Origin of the sequence: Haliscomenobacter sp. (genome assembly GCF_041740695.1) — a bacterium.
Taxonomy (GTDB): domain Bacteria; phylum Bacteroidota; class Bacteroidia; order Chitinophagales; family Saprospiraceae; genus Haliscomenobacter.
The window spans coordinates 1-26,428 of the sequence record NZ_JBGSLK010000019.1 but is presented as its reverse complement, the minus strand read 5'-3'; the positions used below and the strand labels follow the sequence as shown (position 1 = coordinate 26,428).

Below are 26,428 nucleotides of genomic sequence, written 5' to 3'. Positions count from 1 at the left end.
CGTCGTGTCGTCGTTTCGTTGTGTTTTCTATGGTTCAAGCAAGACATTGTTCAAATTTTTTTGATACATAACTTGATTTTTAACGACGGCAAAAACCCTGAGCAAAATCTTGTTGCGCATCGCATTGATAATGCAAAGATGGTCTTTGCCTTCTTTGAGTTTACGACGATAGTATTGGCCCAGTTCATTTCCAGTCCTGATCAAGGCCATCGCGCCCATTGTTAAAAGACTTTTGAGCCGTTTATGCCCTCTTTTGGAGGTTCGATCCTTTTTTTTCATAGCTTTTCCAGACTGTCTTTTCAGCGGAATTACACCACAATATCGTGCAAAAGCCTTGGCTTGTTGAGGGTTAAAGCGAGTAAAACATTGAGTAGAAACTAATAACTCTCTGGCTGTTACCGCCCCCACTCCTTCAACTGAACAAACCAGTTTAAACAGGTGCTTAAGCTCTTCATCTTGCTCAATGATTTGCTGTAGTGTTCGTTCCACCTGTTCGAGGTCTTTCTTCAAAGCCTCTACACTACGCTTTTGGCTTTGAAGCAAGTCTTTACAAAGCTCGAACTCCTCAATATCCGCACATTCTTTGGCCAAAGCTTGTAATTGATTAAGTGCTTTGGTGAGGCGTTCACGCTGCCCTTCAAAAAGAGCCAAACGATCCAGGGTAGCATTGGTGGCTTTCCACAACTGTAGTTGGTCATTAAAGCGAAGCCCATATTGAGCCAAACGCCGAGCGTCCAAGCGATCCGTTTTTTCTGACCAACCCCCAGGACCAGCTAAATGCTGGCTTACTTTCTGGGCATGAACCAACGCTAATCGAGCTCCTTGACCAGCCCAGGCTTTGACCAAGGGTTGAACATAAATCCCCGTATGCTCCATACAAAGCACGCACCCGCTCAATCCTGGATCATTAAACTTCTTGATCAGGTGCTCCATAAATGCTAGAATGGCAATCGAATTATTCTCCACCCGACCTTCTTCGAGCACTTCAAAATAGCGATTGAGTATGCAGTAATCAAACCACTCTTTACTCATATCCACCCCTACCATCAACTTAAATTCCATACCTTTAGGTTTCCTTTTTAATGTTGATGTGGGAAACTAAGGGTTAATGCTACTGCCTGCTCAATGACCTTTAATGAGTCTTCAAACTCTTGTTTTCTATTTGGGCCTCAGCAGTAGTAAAGCTTGAAAGGATTCTAACACGAAATGGGGCTTACCCGCTGCCGTCGTCTAATGCGCCTTTCAAGACTAACCTTTAAGTTTTCCACATTTTTTTGTGGAATTAACAAAAGAAAAAAGAACCAAAAAAGAAAAACTATACATGATTATTATCTTAATGTATAAACTTTTTCTTTTTTACAAACCTAAAGGTCGTCGTGTCGTGGTGAAATTCTCTTTTGGCGAAGCCAAAAAATCTATCTCATCATGAAGTCCTATATTTTCGTCCTCTTTCTGCTGGTCGCTCAGTGTTTACTGGCACAGACCCAATCAGCCCAAAACCCCGTCATCTTCGCCGATGTACCCGACATGGCCATGATGCGCGTAGGCGACACCTACTACATGAGCAGCACCACTATGCACATGAGTCCTGGCCTGCCGATCATGAAATCCAAAGACCTGATTAATTGGCAAATGGTCGGCTACGCCTACGATACCTTGACCACCGTGGATGCCATGACCCTCAACAATGGCAAAAGCACCTATGGCAGAGGTTCCTGGGCTAGCAGCATTCGCTACCATCAGGGGACTTATTATGTGACCACTTTTGCTCAAACCTCGGGCAGAACCCATATTTATACCACCAAAGACATCGAAAAAGGCCCCTGGAAAGCCAGCTCCTTCCAGCCTTCGTACCATGACCACACCTTATTTTTTGACGACGATGGCCGGGTGTACATGATTTACGGTGCGGGCAAATTGAAAATGATTGAACTCAATGCTGACTTGTCGGGGCTGAAGCCTGGCACAACGGAACAGGTCTTGATTGAAAATGCCAGCTTGCCCTCCGGCACTGGTGGTGGGTTGCCCGCCGAAGGCTCCCAACTCTTTAAGGTGAATGGCAAATACTACCTCTTCAACATCAGCTGGCCACGTGGCGGCATGCGCACGGTACTGATTCACCGGGCGGATAAAATCACCGGGCCTTATGAGGGCAAAGTGGCGCTGCAAGATTTGGGCGTAGCGCAAGGTGGATTGATCGATACGCCGGATGGACAATGGTACGCCTACCTGTTCCGCGATTTTGGCGCGGTGGGGCGGATTCCCTATCTGGTTCCGGTCAAATGGGAAGACGGCTGGCCTGTATTGGGTGTAAATGGTAAAGTGCCAGAAACTTTGAACCTTCCGGCCAGCACCGGGCTGATTCCGGAGCTGGTGAATTCGGATGAATTCAAGCGCAAAAAAGGCGCTCCTGCCCTACCCTTGGTCTGGCAATGGAACCACAACCCGGACAACTCACTTTGGTCGCTTAAAGCCAGAAAAGGTTACCTGCGCCTACAAACCGGGCGGATTGACACTTCATTTTTCTTGGCCAGAAACACCCTGACCCAACGAACCATCGGCCCGGAATGTACAGGGACTACGGCACTGGATGTCTCTAAACTGAAGGAAGGTGATTTTGCTGGATTGTGCCTCTTGCAAAAAAACTATGGCTTGCTGGGCGTAAAAGTCAGTAATGGCCAAAGAAAAATTGTGATGATCAATGCTGGATCGGGCAAGCCAGTAGAAGCGCCAAGTATACCCTTGAGCGGGACCAAGGTCTACTTTAAGGCCGAATGCAATTTCAAGGACAAAAAGGATGTAGCCAACTTTTTCTACAGCCTGGATGGCAAGTCCTGGCAGCCGATTGGTGAGCAATTGAAAATGTCGTACACTTTGCCACATTTTATGGGGTATCGCTTTGGCTTGTTCAACTACGCGACGCAGCAGGTTGGCGGGTATGCTGATTTTGATTATTTCCGCATCGAGGATCACATTTCGAAATAAGATTGATAGATCAGTCCATACAAAAAACACTTATGAAGTATACATTTTACCTGTTGCTATTGTGCCTCGGCTTCCATGTAAGTCATGCACAAACAGCCAATTCAAGCGTCAGTAGCCCTGACAAGGCTATCGTGGTAAGCTGCAATATTCAGCAAGCAGTCTACAGCATTGCCTACAAAGGTGAAACCGTTTTGAAGGATTCCAAACTGGGTTTGATCCGAGAGGATGAGGATTTTTCAAAAAACTTAAAAGTGCTGAAAGTTTCTAAACCCACCATCGTAAAAGACAGCTATACGATGCTCAACGCCAAAAAGCAGCAGATCACTTACACCGCAACCGAAAGGATTTGGCAAACCAAAACAGCTGCGGGCAAAAAAATGAACATCGTTTTTCGGGTCTCCAACGATGGGGTAGCTTTTCGCTATGTATTCCCCGAAAAATCAAGCGAACTTAAAAAAATCACGACCGAAGCGACCAGTTTTCATTTCAACGAGGGCACCCGAGCCTGGTTGCAACCCAAAACCGAAGCACAAACTGGTTTTGAACACACCAATCCTGCTTATGAGGCCCACTACATGATGGACATTGCCACGGGTACGCCCGCTCCTGGTAAAAATGGCTGGATTTATCCCGCTTTGTTCAAATACAAGAACACCTGGTTGCTGATTACCGAGGCGGCGTTGGGCAGAACGTATTGTGGAACGGCCTTGCAACAAAATTCTCCAGACAACGAATACAAAATAAACTTCCCCCAAGCGCCCGAAGTGTTCACCAATGGAAAGCCAACCTTAAATCCTGAATCAACCCTGCCCTGGGAAACGCCCTGGAGAATCATTGTTGTCGGGGACTTAAAAACCATCACCGAGTCTACGCTGGGTACTGACCTGGCTTTGCCCGCCAAAAAAATGGACCCTTCTTTTATCAAACCCGGCAAATCATCCTGGAGCTGGATCTTGAAAAAAGATGATTCAACGGTTTACCGCGTCCAGAAGAAGTACATCGATTTTGCCTCGGACATGAAATGGCAGTACTGTTTGCTGGATGCTTACTGGGACAAATTGGTTGGATACGATTCGGTGAGCATATTGGCCGATTATGCCCGAACAAAAAATGTGGGCTTGCTCCTTTGGTACAATTCTGCCGGAAGCTGGAATACGGTAAAATTTACCCCAAAAGACAAATTGATTACCCATGAAAGCCGCATGCAGGAATTTGCTCGTTTGCGGGCGATGGGGATCAAGGGATTGAAAATAGATTTTTTCTCGGGGGATGGCCAATCGATGATCGGCTATTATCAGGACATTCTGGAAGATGCCGCTACCCATCAATTGTTGATCAATTTTCATGGTGCTACTTTGCCCCGGGGCCTCCATCGAACGTATCCCAATCTGATGACCACAGAAGCAGTATATGGGTATGAAATGATCACTTTTAACCAGCGCGATGCCAATCGAGCTCCGGCGCACTCCGTCATGTGTGCTCTGGTGCGCAATGCTTTCGATCCAATGGATTTCACCCCCATGAATTTGTACAAAATTCCGAGGATCAAACGAGCAACCACTTCGGCATTTGAGTTGGCCACTTCGGTAACCTTTTTATCAGGCATTCAACATTACGCCGAAAGCCCGGAGGGGATTACCCATGTACCCGAATTTGTAAAAGATTTTTTGAGGGGCTTGCCCAACAATTGGGAAGACGTAAAATACATCGATGCTGACCCCGGCAAACTGTACATAGTCGCCCGGAAATCGGGCAATAAATGGTACGTGGCTGGCATCAATGGCGAAAATACCGAGAAGGAATTGACCCTGGATTTGGCTTTTTTACAAAACAAAAAAGTCGAGCTGATCGCTTCAGGAAATGACCTGACTGGCCCCGAACCATCCTTTGATTTAAAGCGCTTCACTTTACCCGCCACAGGAAAAATGAACATCACGTTAAAAGGGAACGATGGTTTTGTGGCCGTATTTGAATAGACTTAAGGCGAGTTGATTATCAGGCAATTGGCATAATGTCTGGTGATTTTGGCATAAGGCTCTTTTGAGTTCAGAGTTAAGAATACATGACTTACGAGTTTAGAAGTGTGCTACCGCAGCGGCGTAGGCCCGGACTGTGTCTAAGCCGCTGCGGTAGCTCACTTCTAAACTCGTAAGTCATGTACTCGTCACTCGTCACTCAAAAAAACATAAAAATTATCAATTGCCTGACAATCAACTTCCCTCAAGTCTAATAATGTCTCACCTAAAATATTGTACTATGAAAATCAAAATTCAGGTTCTCTTCACTGCCCTGCTCCTCTGCTCAGGGATGGCGATGAGCCAACCGCCCCGGGGACCACTGGTGATTTCACCACAGGTGCAACCCGACAAAACCGTTACGTTTCGGTATTTGGCACCTGCTGCCAAGGAGGTAAAACTGAGTGCTCAATTTGAAAAAGCCCCCCTGGCCATGAGCAAAGACGCTCAAGGCGTTTGGAGTGTAACCGTGGGCCCAATAAAACCCGACATCTACCCGTACAGTTTTCAGGTGGATGGAGTCACGGTGATGGATCCCGCCAACGTGGCCTTTTTTCCCAACGAACGGTTCAAAGCCAGCTTGGTGGATGTGCCAGGGGATAGCCCTTTGATCCACGCCATGAGAGATGTACCGCATGGTGCCACCGCTTATGAGTACTATCCTTCCCTGGAGGGCACGACTGGCTCTTTCGTGGTTTACACCCCTCCTGGTTATGATCAAAATCCCACGAAAAAGTACCCGGTTTTTTACCTGATCAGTGGCACTACCGATACCGAAGAGACCTATTTCAAAGTTGGGCGCACCAATTTAATCCTGGACAACCTCATTGCCGAAGGCAAAGCCAAACCGATGATCATCGTCATGCCCTATGGCAACATCTCAGCCAGGGTAGCCGAGCAATCCGGGGGCGCAAAACCAGCTGACCCCGCGGTTCGGGATGGTGAGGATGCCGTAAAACGCGCGAAGGCATTTGAAACCGATTTGCTGAGCAACATCATTCCTTATGTTGAAAAAAGCTATCGGACCCTCAACAATCGGGAAAATCGGGCCATTGGTGGTTTTTCCCGTGGTGGTGGGCAAACGCTGCGCGCTGCTTTTGGCAACATGGACAAGTTTGCCTGGGTATGCAGCTACAGTTCTTATCTGTCGCCTACCGAAATGGATCGCAATTTCAGTCAGATTGGTACCAAGTCCGACATCACCAACAAACAACTGAAATTGCTCTGGGTCGGAGTAGGTGATGAAGATTTCCTCTACAAAGGTACCCTTGAGTTCATCGACTACCTGAAAGCCAAAAACATCCAGTTTAAAAGCCGGATCAGCGGCGGGGGGCACACCTGGATGAATGCCAAACAATACCTCGCCGAAACCGCTCAGTTGCTTTTCCAATGAAAATTGCAGGAAAAATGAACGCTACCCGCTCCACCAAACAATAATGCTTGTTAATCCACAATCAGATCCAATGAAACGAATACTTCATATACTCTCCTTGCTGCTGCTTACTGGGTTCACCGCTATGGCGCAAAGGCCGCCAGCCATCAGTTCACCTGAGGTGCATCCCGACCACAGCATTACCTTCCGGTATTTTTCCCGCAAAGCTCAAAAAGTAAGCGTGAGTGGGGAATTTTTAACGGCCCCGATGGCCATGACTAAAGATACCTCCGGCATTTGGAGCGTCACGGTGCCTCCGGTCAAACCCGACATATACCCCTACAGTTTTTGGGTGGACACGGTACAAATTGCCGACCCGAACAATACCTACATCTTTGCCAATGAAAGATTCAAACGCAGCATTGTCGACATCCCCGGCGACCAGCCGCTGATCCACTCCCTGCAAAAAGTAGCGCACGGCAAAATCAGCTACCGCTATTACAAATCGGCTACCTTGGGTACCACTCGCCCGCTGCTGGTGTATACGCCTCCTGGTTACGACCCTGCGGGCAAGACCAAATATCCGGTCCTTTATTTGATCCACGGGGGTTCGGATACCGAAGAAACCTGGACAAAAGTAGGGCATGCCAACTTCATCGCCGACAACCTGATTGCTCAGGGCAAGGCCAAACCCATGATCATCGTGATGCCCTATGGCAATGTACGGCCAAGCCCGATGCCCGATTTCACCAAGGACATCGTGAATGACATCATCCCATTTGTGGAAGCCAACTACCTGGTGCAGGCAGATAGCAAAAGCCGTGCAGTGGCCGGGTTTTCGGTCGGTGGTGGCCAAACCCTGAACATCGGATTGACGAATACCGACAAATTCGCCTACGTGTGTTCTTACGCCCCTTTTACAGCTACGGATGAGTTCAAAAAGAATTTTACCGACTGGTCGCCGAATGTGGAACAAATGAACAAACAGTTAAAATTGTTCAGCATCAGCATCGCCACCGAGGATTTTTTGTATGAAAGTGTGAAGCAAAACATCGCCATGTTCAAGGACAAAAAGTTGAACCTCGAAACCTTGGTGGTGCCCGGTGGCCATACCTGGATGAATTGCAAACTTTACCTGACAAATACCTTGCAGCAGCTTTTTAAATAAAGCGCTAAGCACCACATTAAACGACAAACAAACAAAAAACCGGACTACTGGACATTTTGCTCGGAGGGTATGAATTGCCTTCTTTTGAGTTACGAGTTCCGAGTACATGACTTATGAGTTTAGAAGTGGGCTACCGCAGCGGCTTAGACGCGCAACGCAGAACAAGTCGCTGCGGTAGCTCACTTCTAAACTCTAAACTCATGTACTCATGTACTCTTCACTCAAAAAACAAAAAACTTAGACATGAAAAAACTATTGTTCACGATTGTTGGCATCGCCATATTCAGTCAACTTGCATACGCCCAAAAGATTGAAAAACAAGCCCCACAAGGCTTTGATCAACCCCGCACGGGCATCAGTATGGGCAAACTCGATACCATCCGCTACGAATCCAAAACCGTAGGCTCCACGCGCAAAGCCCTGGTGTATACCCCACCGGGTTACAACAAAAAGACCAAATACCCGGTATTCTACCTCTTGCACGGCATTGGCGGCGATGAAAAAGAGTGGCTGAACGGCGGCAAACCACAGGTCATTTTAGACAACCTGTTCGCCGAAGGCAAAATCAAACCCATGATTGTGGTCATGCCCAATGGCCGGGCCATGAAAGACGACCGTGCCGTGGGCAATATTTTTGACCGCGACAAAGTGGAGGCATTCGCTACGTTTGAAAAAGATTTGCTGAATGACCTGATTCCTTTTGTTGAAAAAACCTACCCGGCGCTCACTGATCGCGAAAATCGCGCCATCGCCGGGCTTTCGATGGGTGGTGGTCAGTCGCTGAATTTTGGTTTGGGGAACCTGGATAAATTTGCCTGGGTTGGCGGCTTTTCCTCCGCACCCAATACCAAAAGGCCGGAAGAATTGGTACCCAATCCCGCCGAGGCCAAAAAACAACTCAAACTGCTGTGGATTTCCTGTGGTGACAATGACGGGCTCATCACCTTCAGCAAACGCACCCACGACTACCTCTACAAAAATGAGGTGCCCCACGTTTATTACATTGAGCCTGGCGTGCACGATTTTAAAGTGTGGAAAAATGGCTTGTACATGTTTTCGCAGTTTTTGTTCAAACCCGTCGATGTCGCTTCCTTGCCACAGTATACGGTGCTCGGCACGCCTGCGACCAGCAATGTGCGCAATGCCAAGTACCCGCAAATCCTGCCCGACAACCGCGTTGTATTCCGCATGAAAGCGCCTGATGCGCAAAAGGTGCAAATTGATTTGGGGAAAAAATACGACATGGTCAAAGACACGGGCGGATTTTGGACCCTGACTACCGATACCATCAGCCGAGGTTTTCACTATTACTCTTTGTTGATTGATGGAGTAGCCATGGCCGATCCTGCCAGCGAAAGTTTCTACGGCATGGGGCGCATGGCCAGTGGCATAGAAATTCCATACAAGGGTGGGGATTATTATGCTTTAAAAGAGGTACCCCACGGCGACATCCGCATCAAGCGCTACCTCTCCAAAGCGACCAATAGCTGGCGTGAAATGTACGTTTACACCCCGCCGGGTTACGACCAGTCCAGTGCAAAATATCCGGTGCTCTACCTCTTGCACGGTGGCGGCGAAGACCAAAGGGGCTGGGCTACGCAGGGGCGCACCGACCTCATCCTGGACAACTTGATTGCTGAAAGCAAAGCCAAACCCATGATCATCGTTATGCTCGATGGGAATATGGGTGGCGCTGGCGGCCTCGCTGGATTCAACGAAAATGTGCTGCGGGCTTTTGAAAATGAACTGAAGCTGGGGGCGATTCCTTTTGTGGAAAGCAATTTCCGGGCCGAAACCGACGCCAAAAACCGGGCCCTGGCTGGTTTGTCCATGGGCGGCTTGCAGACTTTGTATGCGGGCATCAAAAACACCAACCTCTTCGCCCACCTGGGTGTATTCAGCTCGGGCTGGTTTGCCAACAATACGACCCTTTCCGGGCCCCAGTACGAGTTCATGAAAAACAACGCGAGCACCATCAATACTAATCTGAAACACTTGTGGATTTCGATGGGTGGCCAGGAAGACATTGCCTTCAACAATTGCAAAGTCATGATGGCCAAATTTGATGAGCTGGGGGTCAAGTACCAGTACAGTGAATATGCTGGGGGGCATAGTTGGCCGGTGTGGCGGCATGATTTGTTTGGGTTTGCGCAGGTGTTGTTTAAGTAGTTTTTCCCGGAGAGTCAATAAGCATTTTTAACATGAGTCATCCCGAATTTTTGGGATGACAAACCGCGGATGCGGTTGAATTTATAATAGCCCCGGTCGTCCGGGGTCATTTTGGTAGTAAAAGGTTCCGCAACCGCGGATGCGGTTGAACTTTGTGCTCAATTGAGTTCAACCACTGCCGTGGTTGCCGCCAATTTGACCCAACCATTTACCCCGGACGACCGGGGACTATTATAAATTCAATCGCTCCGCGATTAGGTTTATGCCCGATTTTGACTTTTCAAAAATTCGGGATGACTCATGTTTATATTGGGTCGTTTTTTGTTTTTTCGGATAATTTGTAACTGTTGATGCTGGGCAAAAAGAGTTGTGACATGGACAGGCATTTTGCATTGTCGCTAAGCTCAATCAAATGCAATCCATTCATTATCAGGCTCATGAAACTAAAAATCGCAGATACTTGTATATTTAGTGCTATTGGTTTATTTTTATCAGGCGGAGGTTACAAGTACGCATATTTCCGTGTTAGGGACAAGTTTATACTCACCGGCCGTATATGTATAATATAACTCTCATTTCGACTAATCATTCAGAAGGTGGTAGATGTAATTCTGCTGAATTGTTTAAAATAATCGAAAGTCTGAGACCGGAAGTTATTTTCGAAGAGATGCCTAGTAAATTACATAGCTTAGTTTATAGTGATAGTTTTCCTGCATTACCTGACGACGCACCACTTGAGTTAAAATGTGTGAAAAATTATCTTCAAAAATACGATGTTAAAAATATTCCGGTAGATATTGATGTAAATCCAATCCGATCCAACGATGAAACTTTTATGTTGAAAGCCTTCGAAAGCGACGAAGCTCACAAGAAGTTTCAAAGAGAATATAATGCTTTGAAATCTGCAGAGGGATTTGATTTTTTCAACAGTCATAAGTTCATCAACTTTTCTGATAGGCAAACTCAAATTCAGGAAAAAATAATTGAATCGTCAACAAACAAAACTATTCTAGATAAGGTATACAAAGCATTTCTCTGGGAAATTGAACTTCGAGAAAATTCAATGCTTGAAAATATTCATAGTTACTGCAAGGAAAGCCACTTTGAAAGAGGTGTTTTTTTGCTCGGTTGTGGTCATAGAAAAGCAATGATGGAGAAAATTTTTAGGGTTAAAGAGCTTTCAGAAGTCAGATTGAGTTGGAACATTTATTATGGTAACTTAACCAGCCCCTAACACGGGTTTTGCGTCAAGCGGGCTGACGTGCAAAATTGGAGCTTCGTGCTTCTAATAAACTTTAGTGATAAATTGAAACTTTGTACTCCGAAACCCGCCCGAACGCAAAGCTCTATCCGTTAGCTAACATTGCACAGCCAATCCCCACAACACTCTAAGCAACACCCAAGCCACCTACTCAAAATCCTTAAATTTCCCTTTCAAAAAAGCTTCAATCCGATCGATTCGATTCCGCAAATCAGGAGTAGACCATTTTCTTTCATCGGGTTCCCTTACCTCATTGTTGTTGAGCAACATCTCGCCTTCTCCCGTAAGCAACCAATTGGCGTTGACATTTGGGTAAGCACTAAGAAAACTTTGTAAAAATTCGTAACTAGGGTTGTTGACCGAGTTAAACACGTTGCTGACCCGGGCGGAGCTGGTGCCCATGTCCTTATAGATGTTGTGCTGCTTTAAACCCAACCTTTTGGCCAGTGTTTTAAGGCGTTCGGCAAAACCTTCGTCAACCATGTTAAAAAATATTTGTAAAATAAATTTGCAAAATATAATTAAAATTAGCAGATTTGTGCTGCTTTTGATCTTGAACAAAACTAAGGAAATGTTGAAGAAAAACAAACTTCATGCATCAAAGTGGTGCCATGTCCAACAGCTATTGTGCCTACTAAAATAAATTCCTAACTTGCATTACCGAAAACACTTATGACTAAGCCACATCGCGGAAGAATTCAAGCCCAAGGGGAAAACCTAGAAGAGTCAGTAACTTGGGCCCAAGATGAGCCACTTAGCAAAAAAGATGGCCTGAAATTATTGGAGTTGTTAAAATCGAAGCTGAGCAAAAAGGAGCTAAAAAATAGGGAAAAACAGTTCAAACAAGCTCAACGCTTCATTGAAAACGTGCAAGATGGGGCGAATGCTCCAAGTACCATTTCTTTTAAGAATCTGAAAACAAAAAAGGAACGAATAGATATTGAAGTTTGGTGTGGAACTGCCTTTGGCATTTTTTTGTTGCTTTTCATTATCTGGTATTTAATAGGGTAAAAATGGGACAAGTACTTTATGCCACATTTCTAGAAAACCGTCGAGTGTACCGCTTGGCTAAGGCTCGCTGGCAGCGCTTATTTGAGCAATTGCTCAGCGCCAAGCAGTACACTTTTCGCCCTTTCTTGAATGAAAAAAGAATGGATGGCAATCCAATGTTTACAGCCTATGTACGAGATGTAGACCGTGCGGTACGCATCATTCAGTTAGATCCATCTGAGGCAGTCTCCGAATTAGAGATTGGTGCATGGCTGGATGAAGCTTTAATGCCTGAGCGAGAAGACCAGGTTATGGAATTGGTCATTGGCCTCGTAATGACTAAGGAAGCGGAACAAATCAGCCAACTTCTGATCGAAGCATGGTTGCTTCAAGAGCTCAGTTTAGCAGATATGGAAAAGAAGATTGATGAGTTGGTGGTTATCGATGAAGAAGTAAGTGGTGTTTAAAAAAGGATGTCTGTTGCATAAAAACTCACTCACCTAAATGGCAACGCTACTCTTCCCCGATTTCCTGGATCATCCCGAAAGCTACGACGCCGCCGAAGCGCTTTGGAAGGCTCGTTTTGATGCTTTAGCCGCAAAGTACCAATTTGCCTATGCCCCCTATATTAACCTCTTCGCCCGCAATGGCGATAAACTCCGTGAGGGCAATCCCATCTTTAGCGCCGAAGTAAAAACCCTCAATCGCGCGGTGCGCATCATCCAGGAAGTCGTTGAACAGCCTGAAGATTTTTTCATTTCAGCCTGGCTGGATACTTTTCCCATCGATGAGGACAATGCCTTGAATGAGTTGGTGATCCCCCTGGTGCTGTCGGAAGAGACCCTGGAGATTGCAGGACGTTTGATTGTGCATTGGTTGGTGGAGCAGCGCAGTAAGGAGGAGATGGAGCGGGTGTTGGAGGCGGAATTGGCGTTGTTGGGGTAATGTGGTGAGAGGAAGACTTTAACAAGGCAGACTAGCCGAGGACAAATTGATATTCCAATTTTCAATGACACTTTTTCATCCAGACAATCCAACCAAAAGAAAAGTACTGCCCTGACAACAATTGACATTGGACATTGAAACAGGCAAGCATCCTCAATAATTTTAAAAACAGCCAATATTTTAGCTAAAATCATTTAAAAATCGTACTTTTAGCTAAAATATTATCCAAACAATGAACTTCGGACTAAGCAAAAAACCGTCTGATTCTTTGCGTGAAATCGCTCAACGGCATAAGGTGTTGAGAAAACAGGCGGGTTTCTCTCAAAGTGAAATGGCCAAACGTTCTGGGGTTTCATTGGGTAGCCTCAAACGCTTTGAAACTACAGGGCAGATTTCCTTGGAATCGCTGCTGCTTTTAGCTGATGTACTGAATCACCTCGACGATTTTGATGTGGTATTCAAATCCATTGAAAATTTGAAAGCTATTGAGAAATTATTCAGCGATAAAACACGCAGCTAATGGAGCAGGTAAAAAAAATAATTGTGTCCATTCAGTTTGATGCTGAAGAAATTGAGGTGGGCGAATTGGTAAGCGATGACAAACAGATCTATTTTAGGTATTACCCGGAGTTTCTGAAAAGGGGCTTAGAAATTTCGCCGATCAAACTCAAATTGAATACGGACATCAGCAAGGCAAATGAACTTCCTTTCGAGGGTTTATTTGGCGTATTTGCCGATTCCTTGCCTGATGGCTGGGGTAAATTATTGCTGGACAGAGCCTTGGCCGCACGTGGTATTTCCATTGCCGATCTATCGCCACTGGATAGATTGACATACATTGGCAGTCAAGGCATGGGTGCATTGATTTATAGACCCGAAATAGCCATTGACAATGCGGACCAGTTTAAGATTGAATTGGATGAAATTGCCAAAGCCACCAAGCAGATCATTGCGGGTACGGCAACGGATGTATTGGATGAAATATTCAAATTGGGCGGGTCATCGGGTGGCGCTCGTCCTAAAATTTTAGTTGGCTACAACCCTACCACACAACATCTCATTGGTGCTGAAAAGGAATTACCCCCTCACTATGAGCATTGGCTCATCAAGTTTCCTGCGTCTTCTGATAGCAAGGATATTGCCAATATAGAATATGCTTATTACAAAATGGCGATAGATGCGGGGATCGAAATGAGTGAGTGTAGGCTTTTTGAAAGCAAATCTGGCAATACCTATTTTGGTACAAAACGTTTTGATAGACAAGGCAATAAGCGACTGCATTTGCATTCGGCAGCAGGTATAATGCACGATAATTTTAGATTAAGCACCTTAGATTATGGGCATTTGATGGATTGTGCCTTTCAGCTGGAAAGAGATGTAAAGGCTTATGAAAAGGTATTGCGTTTGGCCGCTTTCAATGTTTTTGCACACAACCGAGACGACCACAGCAAAAACTTTTCTTTCCTCATGGATGGCACGGGCAAATGGAGATTGGCTCCTGCTTATGATTTAACGTTTTCGTATTCAGGACATGGTATGCACAGCACAATGGTGGCGGGAGAAAGTGCCAAGCCTACCCAAATGCACCTAATGAAATTGGCAACTTATTTTAACGTAAAAAATGCAAGTACCATCATTGAAGAAGTACAACATGTAGTCAATAATTGGAAAAAATATGCTGCTTCATATGGTGTCAAAAGTGCTTCAAAAAACAGTATTCAAAAGATGATTGGTCGTTAGGAATTTTTATTCATACCTACTCAAAATCTTTAAATTTCCCTTTCAAAAAAGCTTCAACCCCACTGCGGCTGCACCACAGTTGCACAAAGTTCTCCCTCAGGTCGCCCTTCGTACAACTGCGGTTTTGCAAAATTCCGAAAGCCAATCTCGCTTCGCTCCATTTTTTTTCGGAACTTCCCCAGCCGTAGCGCGTTACCAGCAATGTTGGTGGCGAGTGTAATAGAAGCACAGTAACAACAATAAAACAATGAAAAACACACTATTCGACTTTATTTCAAAATACGTTTCTCTGACCGAAGATGAGAAGAACGCAATACTTTCATTAGACCTATTTCGCTCGGTAAAGAAAGGGACGACGTTACTCAAAGAAGGACAAAAATCGAAAGATAGCTACTTTGTTCTAAAAGGCTGTATTCGGACTTATTACATAATAGACGGAGAAGAAAAAACAACAGCTTTCTACACAGAAATGGACGCTTTGACGCCCCCTTGTGTAATCAACAAAACTCCATCTGAATATTATGTAAGCTGTATAGAAGACTCTATCCTTTTAGTTTCCAATTCTGATATGGAAGTAGAAGTGAACAGTAAATTCCCAAAGTTTGAAATCATGTGTAGAATGTTGTCGGAAGAATTGTTAGCCAAACAACAAATCAATTTTGACGAGTTTAAAACTTCTTCACCAGAGCAACGGTACCTGAACTTACTACAAAAAAGACCGGACCTGATTCAACGTGTGCCACAACACCAATTAGCGAGCTATTTAGGCATCCAACCTCAATCATTAAGCCGACTGAGAGCAAGAATTTTGGAGAAAAAGAGCTAAAACCCATTTCTTAACTTAAGTGAACGAGTTATTGTGGCTTGCCAATACACTTTTGCAGTATCGTTTCACATCAAAAGAAAAGAAATGCAAAAGCACATTTTATTGATTGGTTTGGTCTTCATGATGGCAAGCACGCTACAAGTTAACGCACAAAAAGCACAAGATGCCAAACAAGACAGTACTTACAGAAAGTATTTTGTTGGGAGTACATTGCTGTTGTTAGGAAATTTTGATAAAACGAACAACCCTGGGTATGTGCAATTAAATGTTGGTTATAGAATAACACCTAAAGATGTGGTTCAATTTAGATTTAAAAGGTCTATTTATGCTTGGCCATTAGGTATACCCTTTGGACCTTCATTTGATGCACCGGGACTAAACTATCCTGGACATGCACGCATACTTGCTCCTCAAATAGGATACCAGAGGTTTTGGTGGAAAGGAGTTTATACATCCGTTTATGCATTGAATGCCTTTGAAAAATATATGGATGAGAATAATAAAAAGATTGGAAATGGATACACCTTATATCTGGACACCTATTTAGGTTACCAGTTTAAGTTTTTTAAGGACCGCTTCTTTTTTGAACCAGCTATTGGAATTAGTTATTGGCCTGTAAGAACCAATGTTCCAGCATCTTTTAAAGCAGTAGAACAAAAATGGCCCAACTACTTTATTCAACCTGGGCTTGATTTTGGATTTAAGTTTTGAAACTACAATGATTAGATGACAGCAGTTATTTGCACCCAATATGGACCTCCTGAAGTTGCAAAACTTCAGGAGGTCCCCATTTCATTTCTTAACTTAAGTGAACGATTTTAAGTCTATTGCCAATCTACCTTTGCATTATCATTTAACAACTAATTGTATTGATATGCAAAAGAAAATTTTGTTGTTCACTTTGACCTTAATGATGATAAGCACGCTGCAAGTTAAGGCACAGTATGGCGAGCAAGACAACACTTACAAACGGTGGTTCGTCGGTAGCACTATTTTTTTATTGGGCAATTTAGCTCCCGTAAACCCTCCCAACTTCGCTCAACTCAATATAGGCTATCGGATTACAGGAAAAGATGTAATTACATTAGAACCCAAAACTTGGAAATATGCTTGGCCGAATGGTATTCACCCATTTTTAAACAAATCATACGGAAAGCCGGAAGAAGAATTTCCGGGATATGTTCGGGAGTATGGCTTATCCGTGGCTTATCAACGATTTTTGTGGAAAGGTTTATATGCCGAACTTAATGTAATGCCTTCTTTGCAAACTTTTGCGAATGATGAAGGCAATAAAATTGACAATGGCTTTCAGATTTTCAACACCTACCGTGTTGGTTATCACATCAAACTTTTTAAGGACAGATTTTTTATTCAACCATCAATTGCAATAACTCACCGTGCTTATCACACAGAAATGCCCGATGGATTTAAACAGTTGGATGATAAATGGTCGAAATTCGTCTTCGGAGAACCGGGGTTTCATTTTGGATTTAATTTTTAGTAATTTAGTGGTGGACTAACAAAACTGACTTTAACAAATAACAAAAACAGATAAAACACCAGCCACCAACAGGCGTTTGGCAAAAAAGCGGGTTCAGGACTTAAATGAAGCTTTTTGTCCCACACGTGCAGGGCAGAGAGTCTAATGCTTCGAATCCGCTTCTTCGCCAAGCGCCAAAACGTTGGCGACTCATTTCACCACCAATCAACACAACACTCCAGTTAGCACCCAAGCTACCTACTCAAAATCCTTAAATTTCCCTTTCAAAAAAGCTTCAACCCGATCGATTCGCTTCCGCAAATCAGGAGTAGACCAGTTTCTTTCATCGCCCTCAAATTACTGCTTCCAATCCTGCGATTTATTTTTGTCACCTATAAACGTTTTACATATCCGTTACAAGCTTTTACAATTAAAAAGCAACAGGGCAATCACCCTCCCATACTTTTACAACATTGTTTCACCAAACCAATGATTGTCATGAAAATCCATAACCTTGCTTTTTTGCTCCTTTCCCAATTCCCATTTGTCTGTGATGTGGCATTTATCTTTGCATATTTCCGCATTAGCGGTCATTGCAGAGCAACACCTAAACCGACAAATAGATAACAAAACCTCAAAGACAATTTGAACAATGAAAAAAAAGTGCTCACAAATGCAAGTTTTAACTTTCCTGACTATACTACTTTGGGGGACTGCCTGCAACGTACCAGGTAAAAATGATTTGCCAAAAGAAAAGGAACATCCAAAACTTATAAAAAACCTAGGAAATGGCAATGTTCAATGTGCTATACAGGACAAAGCGGGTAACCTTTGGTTCGGAACCTCAGACAATGGGCTTTATAAATATGACGGAAAAACGTTTACCCAGTTTTTAGAGGCAGATGGGCTAAACAGCAATAATATTTCTTGTCTTTTGGAAGATAAAACTGGAAACATTTGGGTGGGTACGAGACAAACAGGTCTCTACCTTTTTGATGGGAAAAAATTTATTGATTATTCGGAATAGAAATGATAGCTAGCAATGAACTAAAAAACAAAATTTGCAACAACAGACAAAAGTGAACAGCAGCTTTGCGAAATTCCGAAAAAAAAACCTCGCTACGCTCAATTCTTTTTCGGAACTTCGCAAAGCCGCAGCGCGTTAGGCACAATAGTAAGACCACACAATGCAAATAGAAAAACTATCAGACAATTGGTTATTCGTACGACACGCTCAAAGGACAATTAGAGCGTGGTTAAGACAATTGCGTTATTTCTATTTTAAACGAGCTTGGGGCGGACACGCTAACGATGGTGACGAATTTCAAGTCGCCTTTTCATTTACGGACCGACAAGACCTGATCAATAAAGTTGGACAACTTGGCTTGACTTTAAACACAATTCATGAAGACTTTCCAAAACCTGCAATCGGACAACCTTATCCAGCTGATGAATACAATAAATTTAAAAATGAGATAAAACAATTCACAGACATAGAACAGCCTGGACATTCAATAATTTTTGGACACAAGGCGTTTATTTGGGTTCAGGACCATTCAATTCACATAAGTATATCGGGGACACGAGACGACAATCGTTATGAAGTAACTGAAGATGACTTCAATGTTTGCATCCAATTAGAAAAGCAATTTGACAATTTGGGTTGGGCAAAAACAATTGACAAATCATTGGAGGAAAGTATTTGTTGCCTTTCGCAGACAAAATATCCAGAACTATATGGAGAAGAAACTACTGTCCTACCTAAACTAAACAGATTATGAAATCAATAACTATTTCTATTAAAAAAATAATTGTCTTTGGTATTTTTCTATTCCTTTTATTGAGTATTTATTTGATTTGGGGAAAATTAACCAGGCCATATGGAGTTCAAAAAGTAAGTTTTATACCGTCAAAATCAGTAAATTTCACAAAAAGAAAGTTGAATTTTGCAATATACAGAGCAAGCACAGGTGTTAATCAAGATATCATTTACCATTTTCATGGAAGAAACTTAGATCATACAATTTGGAATGATGACACATACTATACATCATTGATTCAGTCATATTGGCAAAAATCGAATATAAATCCCCCTACTGTCGTGCTGATTTCTTATGGACCTGAATGGCTATTAACACACAAGAATTCTAGAGTTGAAAGCGGTTTAATGGATGACTTTGTATCTAATTTGCCGCTAATTGAATCCAAAATAGGCAAACCAAAAAATAGAATTTTACTAGGTGAATCCATGGGTGGTCTAAATGTTTTAATCCTGGGACTTAGTCACCCTGAATTGTTTTCAAGAGTGGCTTCACTTTGCCCTGGTGTGTATTTGGATTCTCCATTTTCAGATTTCAATGAAATAAAAGCAGCAATAAAACGAACTGGTGCAGATCCCAAAATAGCATTAGGAATATACAAAATAGCAAGAACTTATGCCTCAAATGAGGAAGAATGGAAAGTAATTTCTCCTATTCATTTAATAAAGAGAGCCAATATTCATTATCCAGAGTTGTACCTATCTTGTGGCTTATATGATAAATATGGTAATTTTGAAGGTACTGAAGCACTTGCTAATGTTGCTATTTCAAAAGGAGTAAAAACTCATTGGCATCCATTATACGGTGGTCACTGTGCCATTGATATTACCTCATTAGCTGATTTCCTCATTATTAAGTAGCAGACCATTAAAAATTTATAATCAACTAGTTCAGCATACTACTTTCAAATAATTTCAAAAACACAGCTAATATTTTAGCCAAAAAGTTAGGTTTTCTTAACTTCGATTAAAAAATGACCCTCACCTACCCACTCCTCCTAGATGGCGGCCTCTCTAATGAACTGGAAAGGCAAGGCTGCGATCTCAATCAAAAACTATGGAGTGCGAAATTGCTGGAATCCAATCCTGAAGCAATCATTCTTGCCCATCTCGCTTATCTTGAATCTGGTGCTGAATGCATCATTACTTCCAGTTATCAAGCTACCTTGCCTGGGTTTATAGCGATTGGTTATGACGAAGATTCGGCCAAAGGATTGATTCTTAAATCCGTTCAATTGGCAGAGGAAGCAAGAAGCCGTTTCCTGTCATTAACCCCACAAGCATCAAAACCTCTGATTGCGGCCAGCATTGGTCCTTACGGAGCCTATCTGGCCGATGGCTCTGAATATCGTGGGGATTACGTTATCGCTGATCAGGAGTTAATGGACTTTCATCAACCAAGAATCGATTTGCTCGATCATTCAACAGCAGATCTGCTCGCTTGTGAAACCATTCCTGGCATCCAGGAAGCGAAGGTGCTGTCAGAAATTTTAAAAAATGTAAAAAAGCCCGCCTGGGTATCCTTTTCCTGTAAAGATGGCAAACACATCAGTGATGGAACACCCATTGAGCAATGTGCTGCTTATTTTGCTGATCACCCGACTGTATTTGCCATTGGGGTGAATTGTACTTCCCCGGAGTTTATTTCAGCATTAATTCGATCCATCAAAACGAAATCAGGGAATAAAAAGATAATTGTGTATCCCAATTCAGGAGCCGTTTACCATGTTGAAAGTAAAACCTGGTCGGGCCTTTCCGATCTGTCTTCCTGTGAACTCATGGTAAAAGAATGGATGGATTTGGGCGCGGATATGATTGGAGGTTGCTGTGGGATTGGCCCAGAGCAAATTAAAGCAATGGGCCAATCATTTCCAAAATAGTTACCTTAATGTTAACTTAGAGCTTGATCCCTTAGGGGGAGCAAAAAATATACATATGAAATACCTTATCTTTTTGGGCATACTTACAATTGGCTTCTCCATTTCCAGCTTGCCAGAAAATAGAACACTCAAACCCGTAGAAATTTCGCAACAACTATCCGCTGAATTTGTAAATCCCCCCTCGTCCTATCGGCCAGGTGCTTTCTGGTGCTGGTTGAATGGAAACATGACCACTACTTCGATTACCAGAGATTTGGAAGCCATGAAATCCAAAGGAATGAACCGGGCGGAAATCTGGGATGTGGCAGCCATCAGGAACCCATCTTTTATTCCAGCCGGGGCAGAATTTCTTGGAGACGAATCTGTACGCCTGATCAAACATGCGATATCCGAAGGCAAAAGATTAAAAATGAGCATTGGAATTGTTGCCTCCAGCGGGTGGAATGCTGGCGGATCATGGGTTACACCTGATTGGGCATCCAAGAATCTCTATTGCTCGAAGGTGGAGGTATCGGGGCCACAGGTCCTCACCATTGACTTGCCCTTTCCAAAATTCCCGGAAGGCTGTCCAATGAAAGACCAGCATACGCCTGTTTTCTACAAGGATGTTTCGGTACTTGCGGTTCCTTATGATGAAAAAAAGAAAATCAATGATGTTGCTCAAGTAAAAAGCCTTACCCCATTTTTTAAGAATGGCAAATTGGAATGGAACGTTCCGGAAGGGAAATGGACCATCCTGCGGTTTGTTTGTTCAAACAATGGCCAGCGCTTGATTGTGCCTTCCCCTAATTCGAATGGCCTTTTTATTGACTTTTTTGACCCCAATGCGACCATCAGGCACCTACAATATTTTATGGACCGCCTTGGGGTAACGCCCGAAAATTCTTCCGAAGCCGGTCTGGGCTATTTTGAATTCGACAGCATGGAACTTGCTGAAGGCACGCCATGGACGGACTTATTTCCCTCCATTTTTAAGGAAAGACGGGGATATGATTTGGAGCGGTATTTACCCGTACTGGCAGGATGGGACATCAGCAATTGTTCGGATCGCTTTCGTTACGATTTTAAGGAAACAGTTAGCGACCAGCTTATTTACAGTCATTATCAAACGGGCACTGAATTCCTGAAGAAATACCATGCCGAGCTTGTTTCTGAATCCGGCGGTCCAGGCCCACCAGTTTGGGAAACCTGTCCTGTTGACGCTTTAAAAGCATTGGGTACAGTCTCCGTTCCAAGAGGCGAATTCTGGATACAGCACCGCAACATGTTTTTAATTAAAGAGGTATCAAGTGCTGCTCACATCTATGGAAAAAAAATTGTGGATGCCGAGTCTTTTACTACCTGGAGAAGATGGAAGGATTCGCCCTTTAAATTGAAAAAAGCAGTAGACCGGGCATTTTGTGAAGGCCTCAACAATATTACCTTCCATACTTTTGCCAGTACAAATCCGGAAGATGGCCTCCCGGGCAGAACCTATCATGCTGGGTATGACATGAACCCGGGTACAACCTGGTGGTCCAAGTCTAAACCCTTTATGGATTACCTGTCTCGGTGCAGCTATTTGCTGCAACAAGGATTATTTGTGGCCGATGCCTGCTACTATTACGGTGACCAGACCCCTAATTTCTTCCCGTTTTTTCATGATGTTCCCGAAAAACCCCGCATCAAAGGGCTAGGCAATGGGTATGATTTTGATGTGGTAAACACCGATGTCATTCTGAACAGGATGTCAGTTAAGGATGGCAGGTTGGTTTTGCCAGATGGCATGAGTTATTCCATCTTGATGCTACCCGATCAGGTGCAGATGACCATGGAAGTTCTGGAAAAAATAATGAACCTCGTAAAAGCAGGCGCTACTGTTGTCGGGCCACGCCCAGAAACGGTTCCTGGTTTGAAAGATTGGGAAAAGAAGAACATTGCCCTGAATCGGCTCTCTGCTGAGTTATGGGGAGCCTCAGATGGCCAAAAAATCTTTGAACATAACTATGGGAAAGGGAAGATAATCTGGGGCATTGCGGCTGATCAGGTTTTGAGTAAAAAATCAATTGAGCCCGATTTTAGTTTTACCGGAACTTCGCCAATCGATTACATCCATCGGACAACTGAAATGGGAGAAATTTATTTTTTGAGCAATGAAAGTGAAAAGACCGTAAACACGATAGGCAAGTTCAGGGTAAAAGGAAAATACCCGGAAATATGGGATCCATCAACTGGTGCCATTTCCCGGGTTGCAGCTTATACCCAAGCGAAACGAGCTACAAGTTTCGAAATCGAACTTCCTCCCCACGGTTCCACATTTGTCGTTTTCAACAATACCAGACGAAGTAAAATGGCTGCCCTTACCGACCTAAAGAAAGGGGCTAAAGAAACAACAATTTCTGGGCCCTGGAAGGTGAGTTTTCCACCAAATTGGGGTGCTCCACCATCGGTAGTTTTCGACCAATTAATTTCCTGGACAGCGTCCGAAAATACCGGAATAAAATACTTCTCCGGAACGGCAGTGTATCATAATTCTTTCAAGCTTAGCGATGGAGCGGGCAAGAAAACAATCATGCTTAACCTGGGAGATCTCCGGGACGTTGCCGAGGTTTTTGTAAATGGGAAATCCGCAGGGATCCTATGGAAAAAACCCTACCAGGTAGACATCAGCCAATTGGTTCAACCCGGTACCAATGACCTCCAAATAGAGATTGTTAATTTGTGGATTAACCGAATTACTGGTGATATGCTGCTGGACCCGAAAGATCGGTTCTGCAAAACGAATCAGTCTTATATGACTTCAGAAATTTGGCCCGGCGGAGATGAACCGTTCAGGATTCAGACTGCAGGGTTATTGGGACCGGTTACTTTAATTGAAAAATAGCAGGTTATTGGTATTTTTTGCCACGTTAAAAGCAGGTTGTAATCATTGGAACAAGTGCTGATCCTGGACAAAAAAAGTCGTAGCGTAGTGTGCATTCTGTATTTTCCGGAATGGGGCTTCCAGATATTGCGTACTTCTCATTTTGTATTGTTGCTGGAGTCCAGAAGCTGGACATCTTTAATCAATCTATTCATTATCAAGTTTATAAAACTAAAAATTGCAGATACTTGGAGATTTACTACTATTGGTTTATCTTTATCAGGCGGACGCGAAAAGTGTGCATATTTCCGTGTTGTGCACAATGCCGCGGGACAGTTGCGGTGCTTCGAACATTGGCACTTTTACTTCCCGCTCATTCCCGCGCGACACCAAAGCAAGCAAAAGAGCCAAGTGCGGAGTAGACGACAAAATTGAAATCATAAAATAATGATTGGAAAAGCGAGTAGTACTTTATTTCTGACACTTACGACAATCATTTCTTTCGCTCAAGACTTCAATCTTATCAGGCAAGATTCATTAAAGGGGACAATTACTGCGGAAAGGTCATGGTGGGACGTTCAATATTACGACATCCTCCTTGACATTGATTTTGACAAAAGAAAAATTGTAGGAAGGAATACAATTGACTTTAAGGTCACTCAAAAGCCACGGACACAATTTATGCAGATTGACCTTCAGGAACCATTGTCAATTGACAGTATTAAGTCGGGAGGAACCAAATTACAATTTAAAAGATATGGTGCTGCATATATAATTGATTCTCCTGAACTGAGTGAAGAAAAGGGCAAGCTTGACATTTATTACTCAGGAACTCCAAAAGAATCAAAAAATCCACCGTATGACGGTGGTTTTGTTTGGGCAAAAGATTCTTTAAATCGAGAGTGGATTTCTGTTGCATGTCAAATGGTTGGAGGAAGTATTTGGTATCCGTGTAAAGACCATTATAGTGAGGAGCCTGACCAAGGAGCTTCATTGACGATTTCAATAAATGATTCGCTGGGAGTTTTAGTTGGAAATGGCCGACTCAAATCCCGAAAGATTGCAAATGATAAAACGGAGTACACTTGGTCTGTAAAAAATCCTATCAATAACTATGGCATTTCTTTTTACATAGGAAAATACGTTAGCATCAACGAGGCATATCAAGGAGAGAAAGGAAAACTAGATTTGGATTTCTGGGTATTGGACTATAACCAAAAAAAGGCAATCAATCATTTAATACCTGAAACAATAAAGACAATAAAGGTTTTTGAAAAATGGTTTGGCCCTTATCCATTTTATGAAGATGGACTTAAAATGGTAGAATCATCTTACATAGGAATGGAACATCAAAGCGCAGTGGCGTACGGGAATAAATTTAGGAAAGGGCGTTTTTCATTTAAGAATCTAACAGACCTTGACCTACAAACCGACCGTTTGATTGTTCATGAGTTGGCTCACGAATGGTTCGGCAATAATATAACATCGTCAGACATTGCAGACAGGTGGATTCAAGAGGGCTTTGCTGCTTATGGAGAAGAACTATTTATTGAAGAACAATTAGGAAGAAACGCTGGAAGAGACTTCTATCTAACAAGGATTCCTAATAAAATAAGAAACAAATCTCGGTTAATCTCTGACTATGGAATGTTTAAAGATGCTGGCCAGGACATGTATTTCAAAGGGTGGGCTATTATTCATATGCTAAGAGAAATCATAAATAATGACAATGAATTTCAAGCCTTCCTACGAGCCTTAAATCAAAATTTTCATCACCAAACTATTTACTCCCAACAATTAGAAGAATTCTGTAGTGATTACTTCAAGAAGGACTTTAGCAAGTATTTTGACCAGTATTTAAGATTTTCATCGTTACCAATATTGGAGTACAGTTTAGTCGACAATAAATTGAAATTCCGACTTATTGCGGATGTAAAGAACCTAGAGATTCCTATTAAATTGAAGTCACCAGACAAATGGATTAATGCGACAACGAATTGGACTGAAATAAAACTAAAACGGAATGAAATGGCAAAACCATTTTCGGTTGACGCCAACTTTTTGATTGATGTAAAACGTATTGACTAATGGACATTGCCGACAGTCGACAAATAACATTTCGGCACCTTAACCGACAGCAACTGCGAAAAAGATTCGTGCTTAGAACCGCAGCACCAATGCCAAAGCCGCTCGCCTTCAGCCCACATCCAAAGCTTTGGCATCCGTGCTGCTCAGTAACGGTCTACTGCGGCACTGTGCACAACAAAATGTTTCTGCAATGGTGCCGTGACGAGTTGGTTTTAAGTTTTATCTTCGCTCAACGTTTTTGTTTCGTGGGACAGGACGCGGCTTCGGAAAGGCACCACTGCAGAAACACAAACGTTGTGCACAATACTTTGGACTGCAGCGTCCTAAAATAGGTTGACCAAAAATTCAACAAACCTTGGTCAACTATGAACAAACCGAAAAAGCTCCCCTGCCGAAAAAGAAACGGCAAACAAGTCAGTTTTGACTTCAAACTTTCCGTCATTGACGAAATCAACAACGGACGTATTTCTGTAAATTACGCTGCCAAGAAACACAACATTTCTAGGAGCACTATCCAATACTGGATGGAGAAACTCAGTAATTATGAATCTAAGGATAAACACGTGAACAGAGACCAGGAAATCAAGAAACTAAAAGAACGAATTGAAGCTCTTGAATTTATTAAAGACTTCCAGCAGGACGTCATTATTGAATTTGAAAAAGTTACAGGAAAGGAGCTCTCAAAAAAGTACTTACCCGAACACATAGCAAACGAGATACAGCGAAAAAAGAAAAAGCTTACAAAGTAAAATGGCTGTACGAAGTGTTCGGGGTTAGTAAGCAGGCTTATTACAAACGAATCAAGACTCAAAAAGTCAAAGACAAAAAGCACGAAATAGTATTAAAAG

Annotated in this window: 23 protein-coding genes; 21 read left to right on the top strand and 2 right to left on the bottom strand. The window is 43.1% G+C overall.

Features of this window, described 5'->3' with window-relative positions; genetic code table 11:
- Positions 1 to 27: 27 nt before the first annotated feature.
- A complete protein-coding gene (locus ACEW9O_RS03555; protein WP_373548748.1) occupies positions 28 to 1,062 on the bottom strand; it encodes an IS110 family transposase in 1,035 nt (344 codons plus the stop codon).
- A 363-nt stretch (positions 1,063 to 1,425) separates the two neighbouring features.
- On the opposite strand from ACEW9O_RS03555, the gene ACEW9O_RS03550 reads away from it, so the two are divergent.
- The 6 genes from ACEW9O_RS03550 (at position 1,426) to ACEW9O_RS03525 (ending at position 10,943) form a co-directional block, all read left to right on the top strand.
- Positions 1,426 to 2,985, top strand: a complete 1,560-nt coding sequence (locus ACEW9O_RS03550; protein ID WP_373548747.1) for a glycoside hydrolase 43 family protein — start codon at positions 1,426 to 1,428, stop codon at positions 2,983 to 2,985.
- A gap of 32 nt (positions 2,986 to 3,017) precedes the next feature.
- A complete protein-coding gene (locus ACEW9O_RS03545) occupies positions 3,018 to 4,961 on the top strand; it encodes a glycoside hydrolase family 97 catalytic domain-containing protein (protein ID WP_373548746.1) in 1,944 nt (647 codons plus the stop codon).
- A gap of 280 nt (positions 4,962 to 5,241) precedes the next feature.
- The gene (locus ACEW9O_RS03540) at positions 5,242 to 6,393 is read left to right on the top strand and encodes an alpha/beta hydrolase-fold protein (RefSeq protein WP_373548745.1); all 1,152 of its coding nucleotides are present in this window, start codon (positions 5,242 to 5,244) and stop codon (positions 6,391 to 6,393) included.
- A 70-nt stretch (positions 6,394 to 6,463) separates the two neighbouring features.
- Positions 6,464 to 7,540: an alpha/beta hydrolase gene (locus ACEW9O_RS03535; protein WP_373548744.1), complete on the top strand. Its 1,077-nt coding sequence runs from the start codon at positions 6,464 to 6,466 to the stop codon at positions 7,538 to 7,540.
- Positions 7,541 to 7,783: 243 nt separating this feature from the next.
- Entirely contained in the window at positions 7,784 to 9,709 is a 1,926-nt protein-coding gene (locus ACEW9O_RS03530) for an alpha/beta hydrolase-fold protein (protein ID WP_373548743.1), read from the top strand.
- 556 nt (positions 9,710 to 10,265) lie between these two features.
- A complete protein-coding gene (locus tag ACEW9O_RS03525) occupies positions 10,266 to 10,943 on the top strand; it encodes a hypothetical protein (RefSeq protein ID WP_373548742.1) in 678 nt (225 codons plus the stop codon).
- 174 nt (positions 10,944 to 11,117) lie between these two features.
- Here the strand turns inward: ACEW9O_RS03525 and ACEW9O_RS03520 are convergent, their stop codons facing one another.
- The gene (locus tag ACEW9O_RS03520) at positions 11,118 to 11,453 is read right to left on the bottom strand and encodes a helix-turn-helix domain-containing protein (RefSeq protein WP_373548741.1); all 336 of its coding nucleotides are present in this window, start codon (positions 11,451 to 11,453) and stop codon (positions 11,118 to 11,120) included.
- 189 nt (positions 11,454 to 11,642) lie between these two features.
- Here ACEW9O_RS03520 and ACEW9O_RS03515 point away from each other — a divergent pair, with 189 nt between their 5' ends.
- The 15 genes from ACEW9O_RS03515 (at position 11,643) to ACEW9O_RS03445 (ending at position 26,329) form a co-directional block, all read left to right on the top strand.
- On the top strand, positions 11,643 to 11,981 hold the full coding sequence (locus tag ACEW9O_RS03515) for a hypothetical protein (RefSeq protein WP_373548740.1): 339 nt from the start codon (positions 11,643 to 11,645) through the stop codon (positions 11,979 to 11,981).
- A gap of 2 nt (positions 11,982 to 11,983) precedes the next feature.
- Positions 11,984 to 12,427 carry a hypothetical protein gene (locus ACEW9O_RS03510; RefSeq protein WP_373548739.1) on the top strand — a complete coding sequence of 148 codons (444 nt, stop codon included), beginning with the start codon at positions 11,984 to 11,986 and terminating at the stop codon, positions 12,425 to 12,427.
- A 37-nt stretch (positions 12,428 to 12,464) separates the two neighbouring features.
- Positions 12,465 to 12,905, top strand: a complete 441-nt coding sequence (locus ACEW9O_RS03505) for a hypothetical protein (RefSeq protein ID WP_373548738.1) — start codon at positions 12,465 to 12,467, stop codon at positions 12,903 to 12,905.
- Between the two features lie 232 nt (positions 12,906 to 13,137).
- Positions 13,138 to 13,425 carry a helix-turn-helix domain-containing protein gene (locus tag ACEW9O_RS03500; RefSeq protein WP_373548737.1) on the top strand — a complete coding sequence of 96 codons (288 nt, stop codon included), beginning with the start codon at positions 13,138 to 13,140 and terminating at the stop codon, positions 13,423 to 13,425.
- Positions 13,425 to 14,645, top strand: coding sequence for a type II toxin-antitoxin system HipA family toxin (locus ACEW9O_RS03495; RefSeq protein ID WP_373548736.1), 1,221 nt, complete (start codon positions 13,425 to 13,427; stop codon positions 14,643 to 14,645). Before ACEW9O_RS03500 ends, ACEW9O_RS03495 begins: the two co-directional genes overlap by 1 nt.
- A gap of 247 nt (positions 14,646 to 14,892) precedes the next feature.
- Positions 14,893 to 15,471, top strand: coding sequence for a Crp/Fnr family transcriptional regulator (locus tag ACEW9O_RS03490; protein ID WP_373548735.1), 579 nt, complete (start codon positions 14,893 to 14,895; stop codon positions 15,469 to 15,471).
- Positions 15,472 to 15,555: 84 nt separating this feature from the next.
- The gene (locus tag ACEW9O_RS03485) at positions 15,556 to 16,182 is read left to right on the top strand and encodes a hypothetical protein (protein ID WP_373548734.1); all 627 of its coding nucleotides are present in this window, start codon (positions 15,556 to 15,558) and stop codon (positions 16,180 to 16,182) included.
- 163 nt (positions 16,183 to 16,345) lie between these two features.
- The gene (locus ACEW9O_RS03480) at positions 16,346 to 16,972 is read left to right on the top strand and encodes a hypothetical protein (protein ID WP_373548733.1); all 627 of its coding nucleotides are present in this window, start codon (positions 16,346 to 16,348) and stop codon (positions 16,970 to 16,972) included.
- 652 nt (positions 16,973 to 17,624) lie between these two features.
- Complete coding sequence (locus ACEW9O_RS03475; RefSeq protein WP_373548732.1) at positions 17,625 to 17,978, top strand: two-component regulator propeller domain-containing protein; 354 nt, start codon at positions 17,625 to 17,627, stop codon at positions 17,976 to 17,978.
- 160 nt (positions 17,979 to 18,138) lie between these two features.
- Positions 18,139 to 18,732, top strand: coding sequence for a hypothetical protein (locus tag ACEW9O_RS03470; protein WP_373548731.1), 594 nt, complete (start codon positions 18,139 to 18,141; stop codon positions 18,730 to 18,732).
- The gene (locus ACEW9O_RS03465) at positions 18,729 to 19,631 is read left to right on the top strand and encodes an alpha/beta hydrolase-fold protein (protein WP_373548730.1); all 903 of its coding nucleotides are present in this window, start codon (positions 18,729 to 18,731) and stop codon (positions 19,629 to 19,631) included. Before ACEW9O_RS03470 ends, ACEW9O_RS03465 begins: the two co-directional genes overlap by 4 nt.
- 113 nt (positions 19,632 to 19,744) lie before the next feature.
- Positions 19,745 to 20,650: a homocysteine S-methyltransferase gene (gene mmuM / locus ACEW9O_RS03460; RefSeq protein ID WP_373548729.1), complete on the top strand. Its 906-nt coding sequence runs from the start codon at positions 19,745 to 19,747 to the stop codon at positions 20,648 to 20,650.
- A 55-nt stretch (positions 20,651 to 20,705) separates the two neighbouring features.
- On the top strand, positions 20,706 to 23,513 hold the full coding sequence (locus ACEW9O_RS03455) for a glycosyl hydrolase (RefSeq protein WP_373548728.1): 2,808 nt from the start codon (positions 20,706 to 20,708) through the stop codon (positions 23,511 to 23,513).
- Positions 23,514 to 23,939: 426 nt separating this feature from the next.
- The gene (locus ACEW9O_RS03450) at positions 23,940 to 25,580 is read left to right on the top strand and encodes a M1 family metallopeptidase (RefSeq protein WP_373548727.1); all 1,641 of its coding nucleotides are present in this window, start codon (positions 23,940 to 23,942) and stop codon (positions 25,578 to 25,580) included.
- Positions 25,581 to 25,945: 365 nt separating this feature from the next.
- Positions 25,946 to 26,329, top strand: a complete 384-nt coding sequence (locus tag ACEW9O_RS03445) for a transposase (protein WP_373548726.1) — start codon at positions 25,946 to 25,948, stop codon at positions 26,327 to 26,329.
- The last annotated feature ends 99 nt before the right edge of the window (positions 26,330 to 26,428 follow it).

What these genes read in the sequence shown, in the direction of transcription:
- ACEW9O_RS03540 (WP_373548745.1), top strand. Translation starts at nt 5,242, where the DNA reads ATGAAAATCAAAATTCAGGTTCTCTTCACTGCCCTGCTCCTCTGCTCA.
- ACEW9O_RS03490 (WP_373548735.1), top strand. Translation starts at nt 14,893, where the DNA reads ATGAAAAACACACTATTCGACTTTATTTCAAAATACGTTTCTCTGACC.
- ACEW9O_RS03480 (WP_373548733.1), top strand. Translation starts at nt 16,346, where the DNA reads ATGCAAAAGAAAATTTTGTTGTTCACTTTGACCTTAATGATGATAAGC.
- ACEW9O_RS03545 (WP_373548746.1), top strand. Translation starts at nt 3,018, where the DNA reads ATGAAGTATACATTTTACCTGTTGCTATTGTGCCTCGGCTTCCATGTA.
- ACEW9O_RS03445 (WP_373548726.1), top strand. Translation starts at nt 25,946, where the DNA reads ATGAACAAACCGAAAAAGCTCCCCTGCCGAAAAAGAAACGGCAAACAA.
- ACEW9O_RS03450 (WP_373548727.1), top strand. Translation starts at nt 23,940, where the DNA reads ATGATTGGAAAAGCGAGTAGTACTTTATTTCTGACACTTACGACAATC.
- ACEW9O_RS03455 (WP_373548728.1), top strand. Translation starts at nt 20,706, where the DNA reads ATGAAATACCTTATCTTTTTGGGCATACTTACAATTGGCTTCTCCATT.
- ACEW9O_RS03535 (WP_373548744.1), top strand. Translation starts at nt 6,464, where the DNA reads ATGAAACGAATACTTCATATACTCTCCTTGCTGCTGCTTACTGGGTTC.
- ACEW9O_RS03555 (WP_373548748.1), bottom strand. Translation starts at nt 1,062, where the DNA reads ATGGAATTTAAGTTGATGGTAGGGGTGGATATGAGTAAAGAGTGGTTT.
- ACEW9O_RS03500 (WP_373548737.1), top strand. Translation starts at nt 13,138, where the DNA reads ATGAACTTCGGACTAAGCAAAAAACCGTCTGATTCTTTGCGTGAAATC.
- ACEW9O_RS03505 (WP_373548738.1), top strand. Translation starts at nt 12,465, where the DNA reads ATGGCAACGCTACTCTTCCCCGATTTCCTGGATCATCCCGAAAGCTAC.
- ACEW9O_RS03530 (WP_373548743.1), top strand. Translation starts at nt 7,784, where the DNA reads ATGAAAAAACTATTGTTCACGATTGTTGGCATCGCCATATTCAGTCAA.
- ACEW9O_RS03470 (WP_373548731.1), top strand. Translation starts at nt 18,139, where the DNA reads ATGCAAATAGAAAAACTATCAGACAATTGGTTATTCGTACGACACGCT.
- mmuM (WP_373548729.1), top strand. Translation starts at nt 19,745, where the DNA reads ATGACCCTCACCTACCCACTCCTCCTAGATGGCGGCCTCTCTAATGAA.
- ACEW9O_RS03520 (WP_373548741.1), bottom strand. Translation starts at nt 11,453, where the DNA reads ATGGTTGACGAAGGTTTTGCCGAACGCCTTAAAACACTGGCCAAAAGG.
- ACEW9O_RS03550 (WP_373548747.1), top strand. Translation starts at nt 1,426, where the DNA reads ATGAAGTCCTATATTTTCGTCCTCTTTCTGCTGGTCGCTCAGTGTTTA.
- ACEW9O_RS03495 (WP_373548736.1), top strand. Translation starts at nt 13,425, where the DNA reads ATGGAGCAGGTAAAAAAAATAATTGTGTCCATTCAGTTTGATGCTGAA.
- ACEW9O_RS03510 (WP_373548739.1), top strand. Translation starts at nt 11,984, where the DNA reads ATGGGACAAGTACTTTATGCCACATTTCTAGAAAACCGTCGAGTGTAC.
- ACEW9O_RS03525 (WP_373548742.1), top strand. Translation starts at nt 10,266, where the DNA reads ATGTATAATATAACTCTCATTTCGACTAATCATTCAGAAGGTGGTAGA.
- ACEW9O_RS03485 (WP_373548734.1), top strand. Translation starts at nt 15,556, where the DNA reads ATGCAAAAGCACATTTTATTGATTGGTTTGGTCTTCATGATGGCAAGC.
- ACEW9O_RS03465 (WP_373548730.1), top strand. Translation starts at nt 18,729, where the DNA reads ATGAAATCAATAACTATTTCTATTAAAAAAATAATTGTCTTTGGTATT.
- ACEW9O_RS03515 (WP_373548740.1), top strand. Translation starts at nt 11,643, where the DNA reads ATGACTAAGCCACATCGCGGAAGAATTCAAGCCCAAGGGGAAAACCTA.
- ACEW9O_RS03475 (WP_373548732.1), top strand. Translation starts at nt 17,625, where the DNA reads ATGCAAGTTTTAACTTTCCTGACTATACTACTTTGGGGGACTGCCTGC.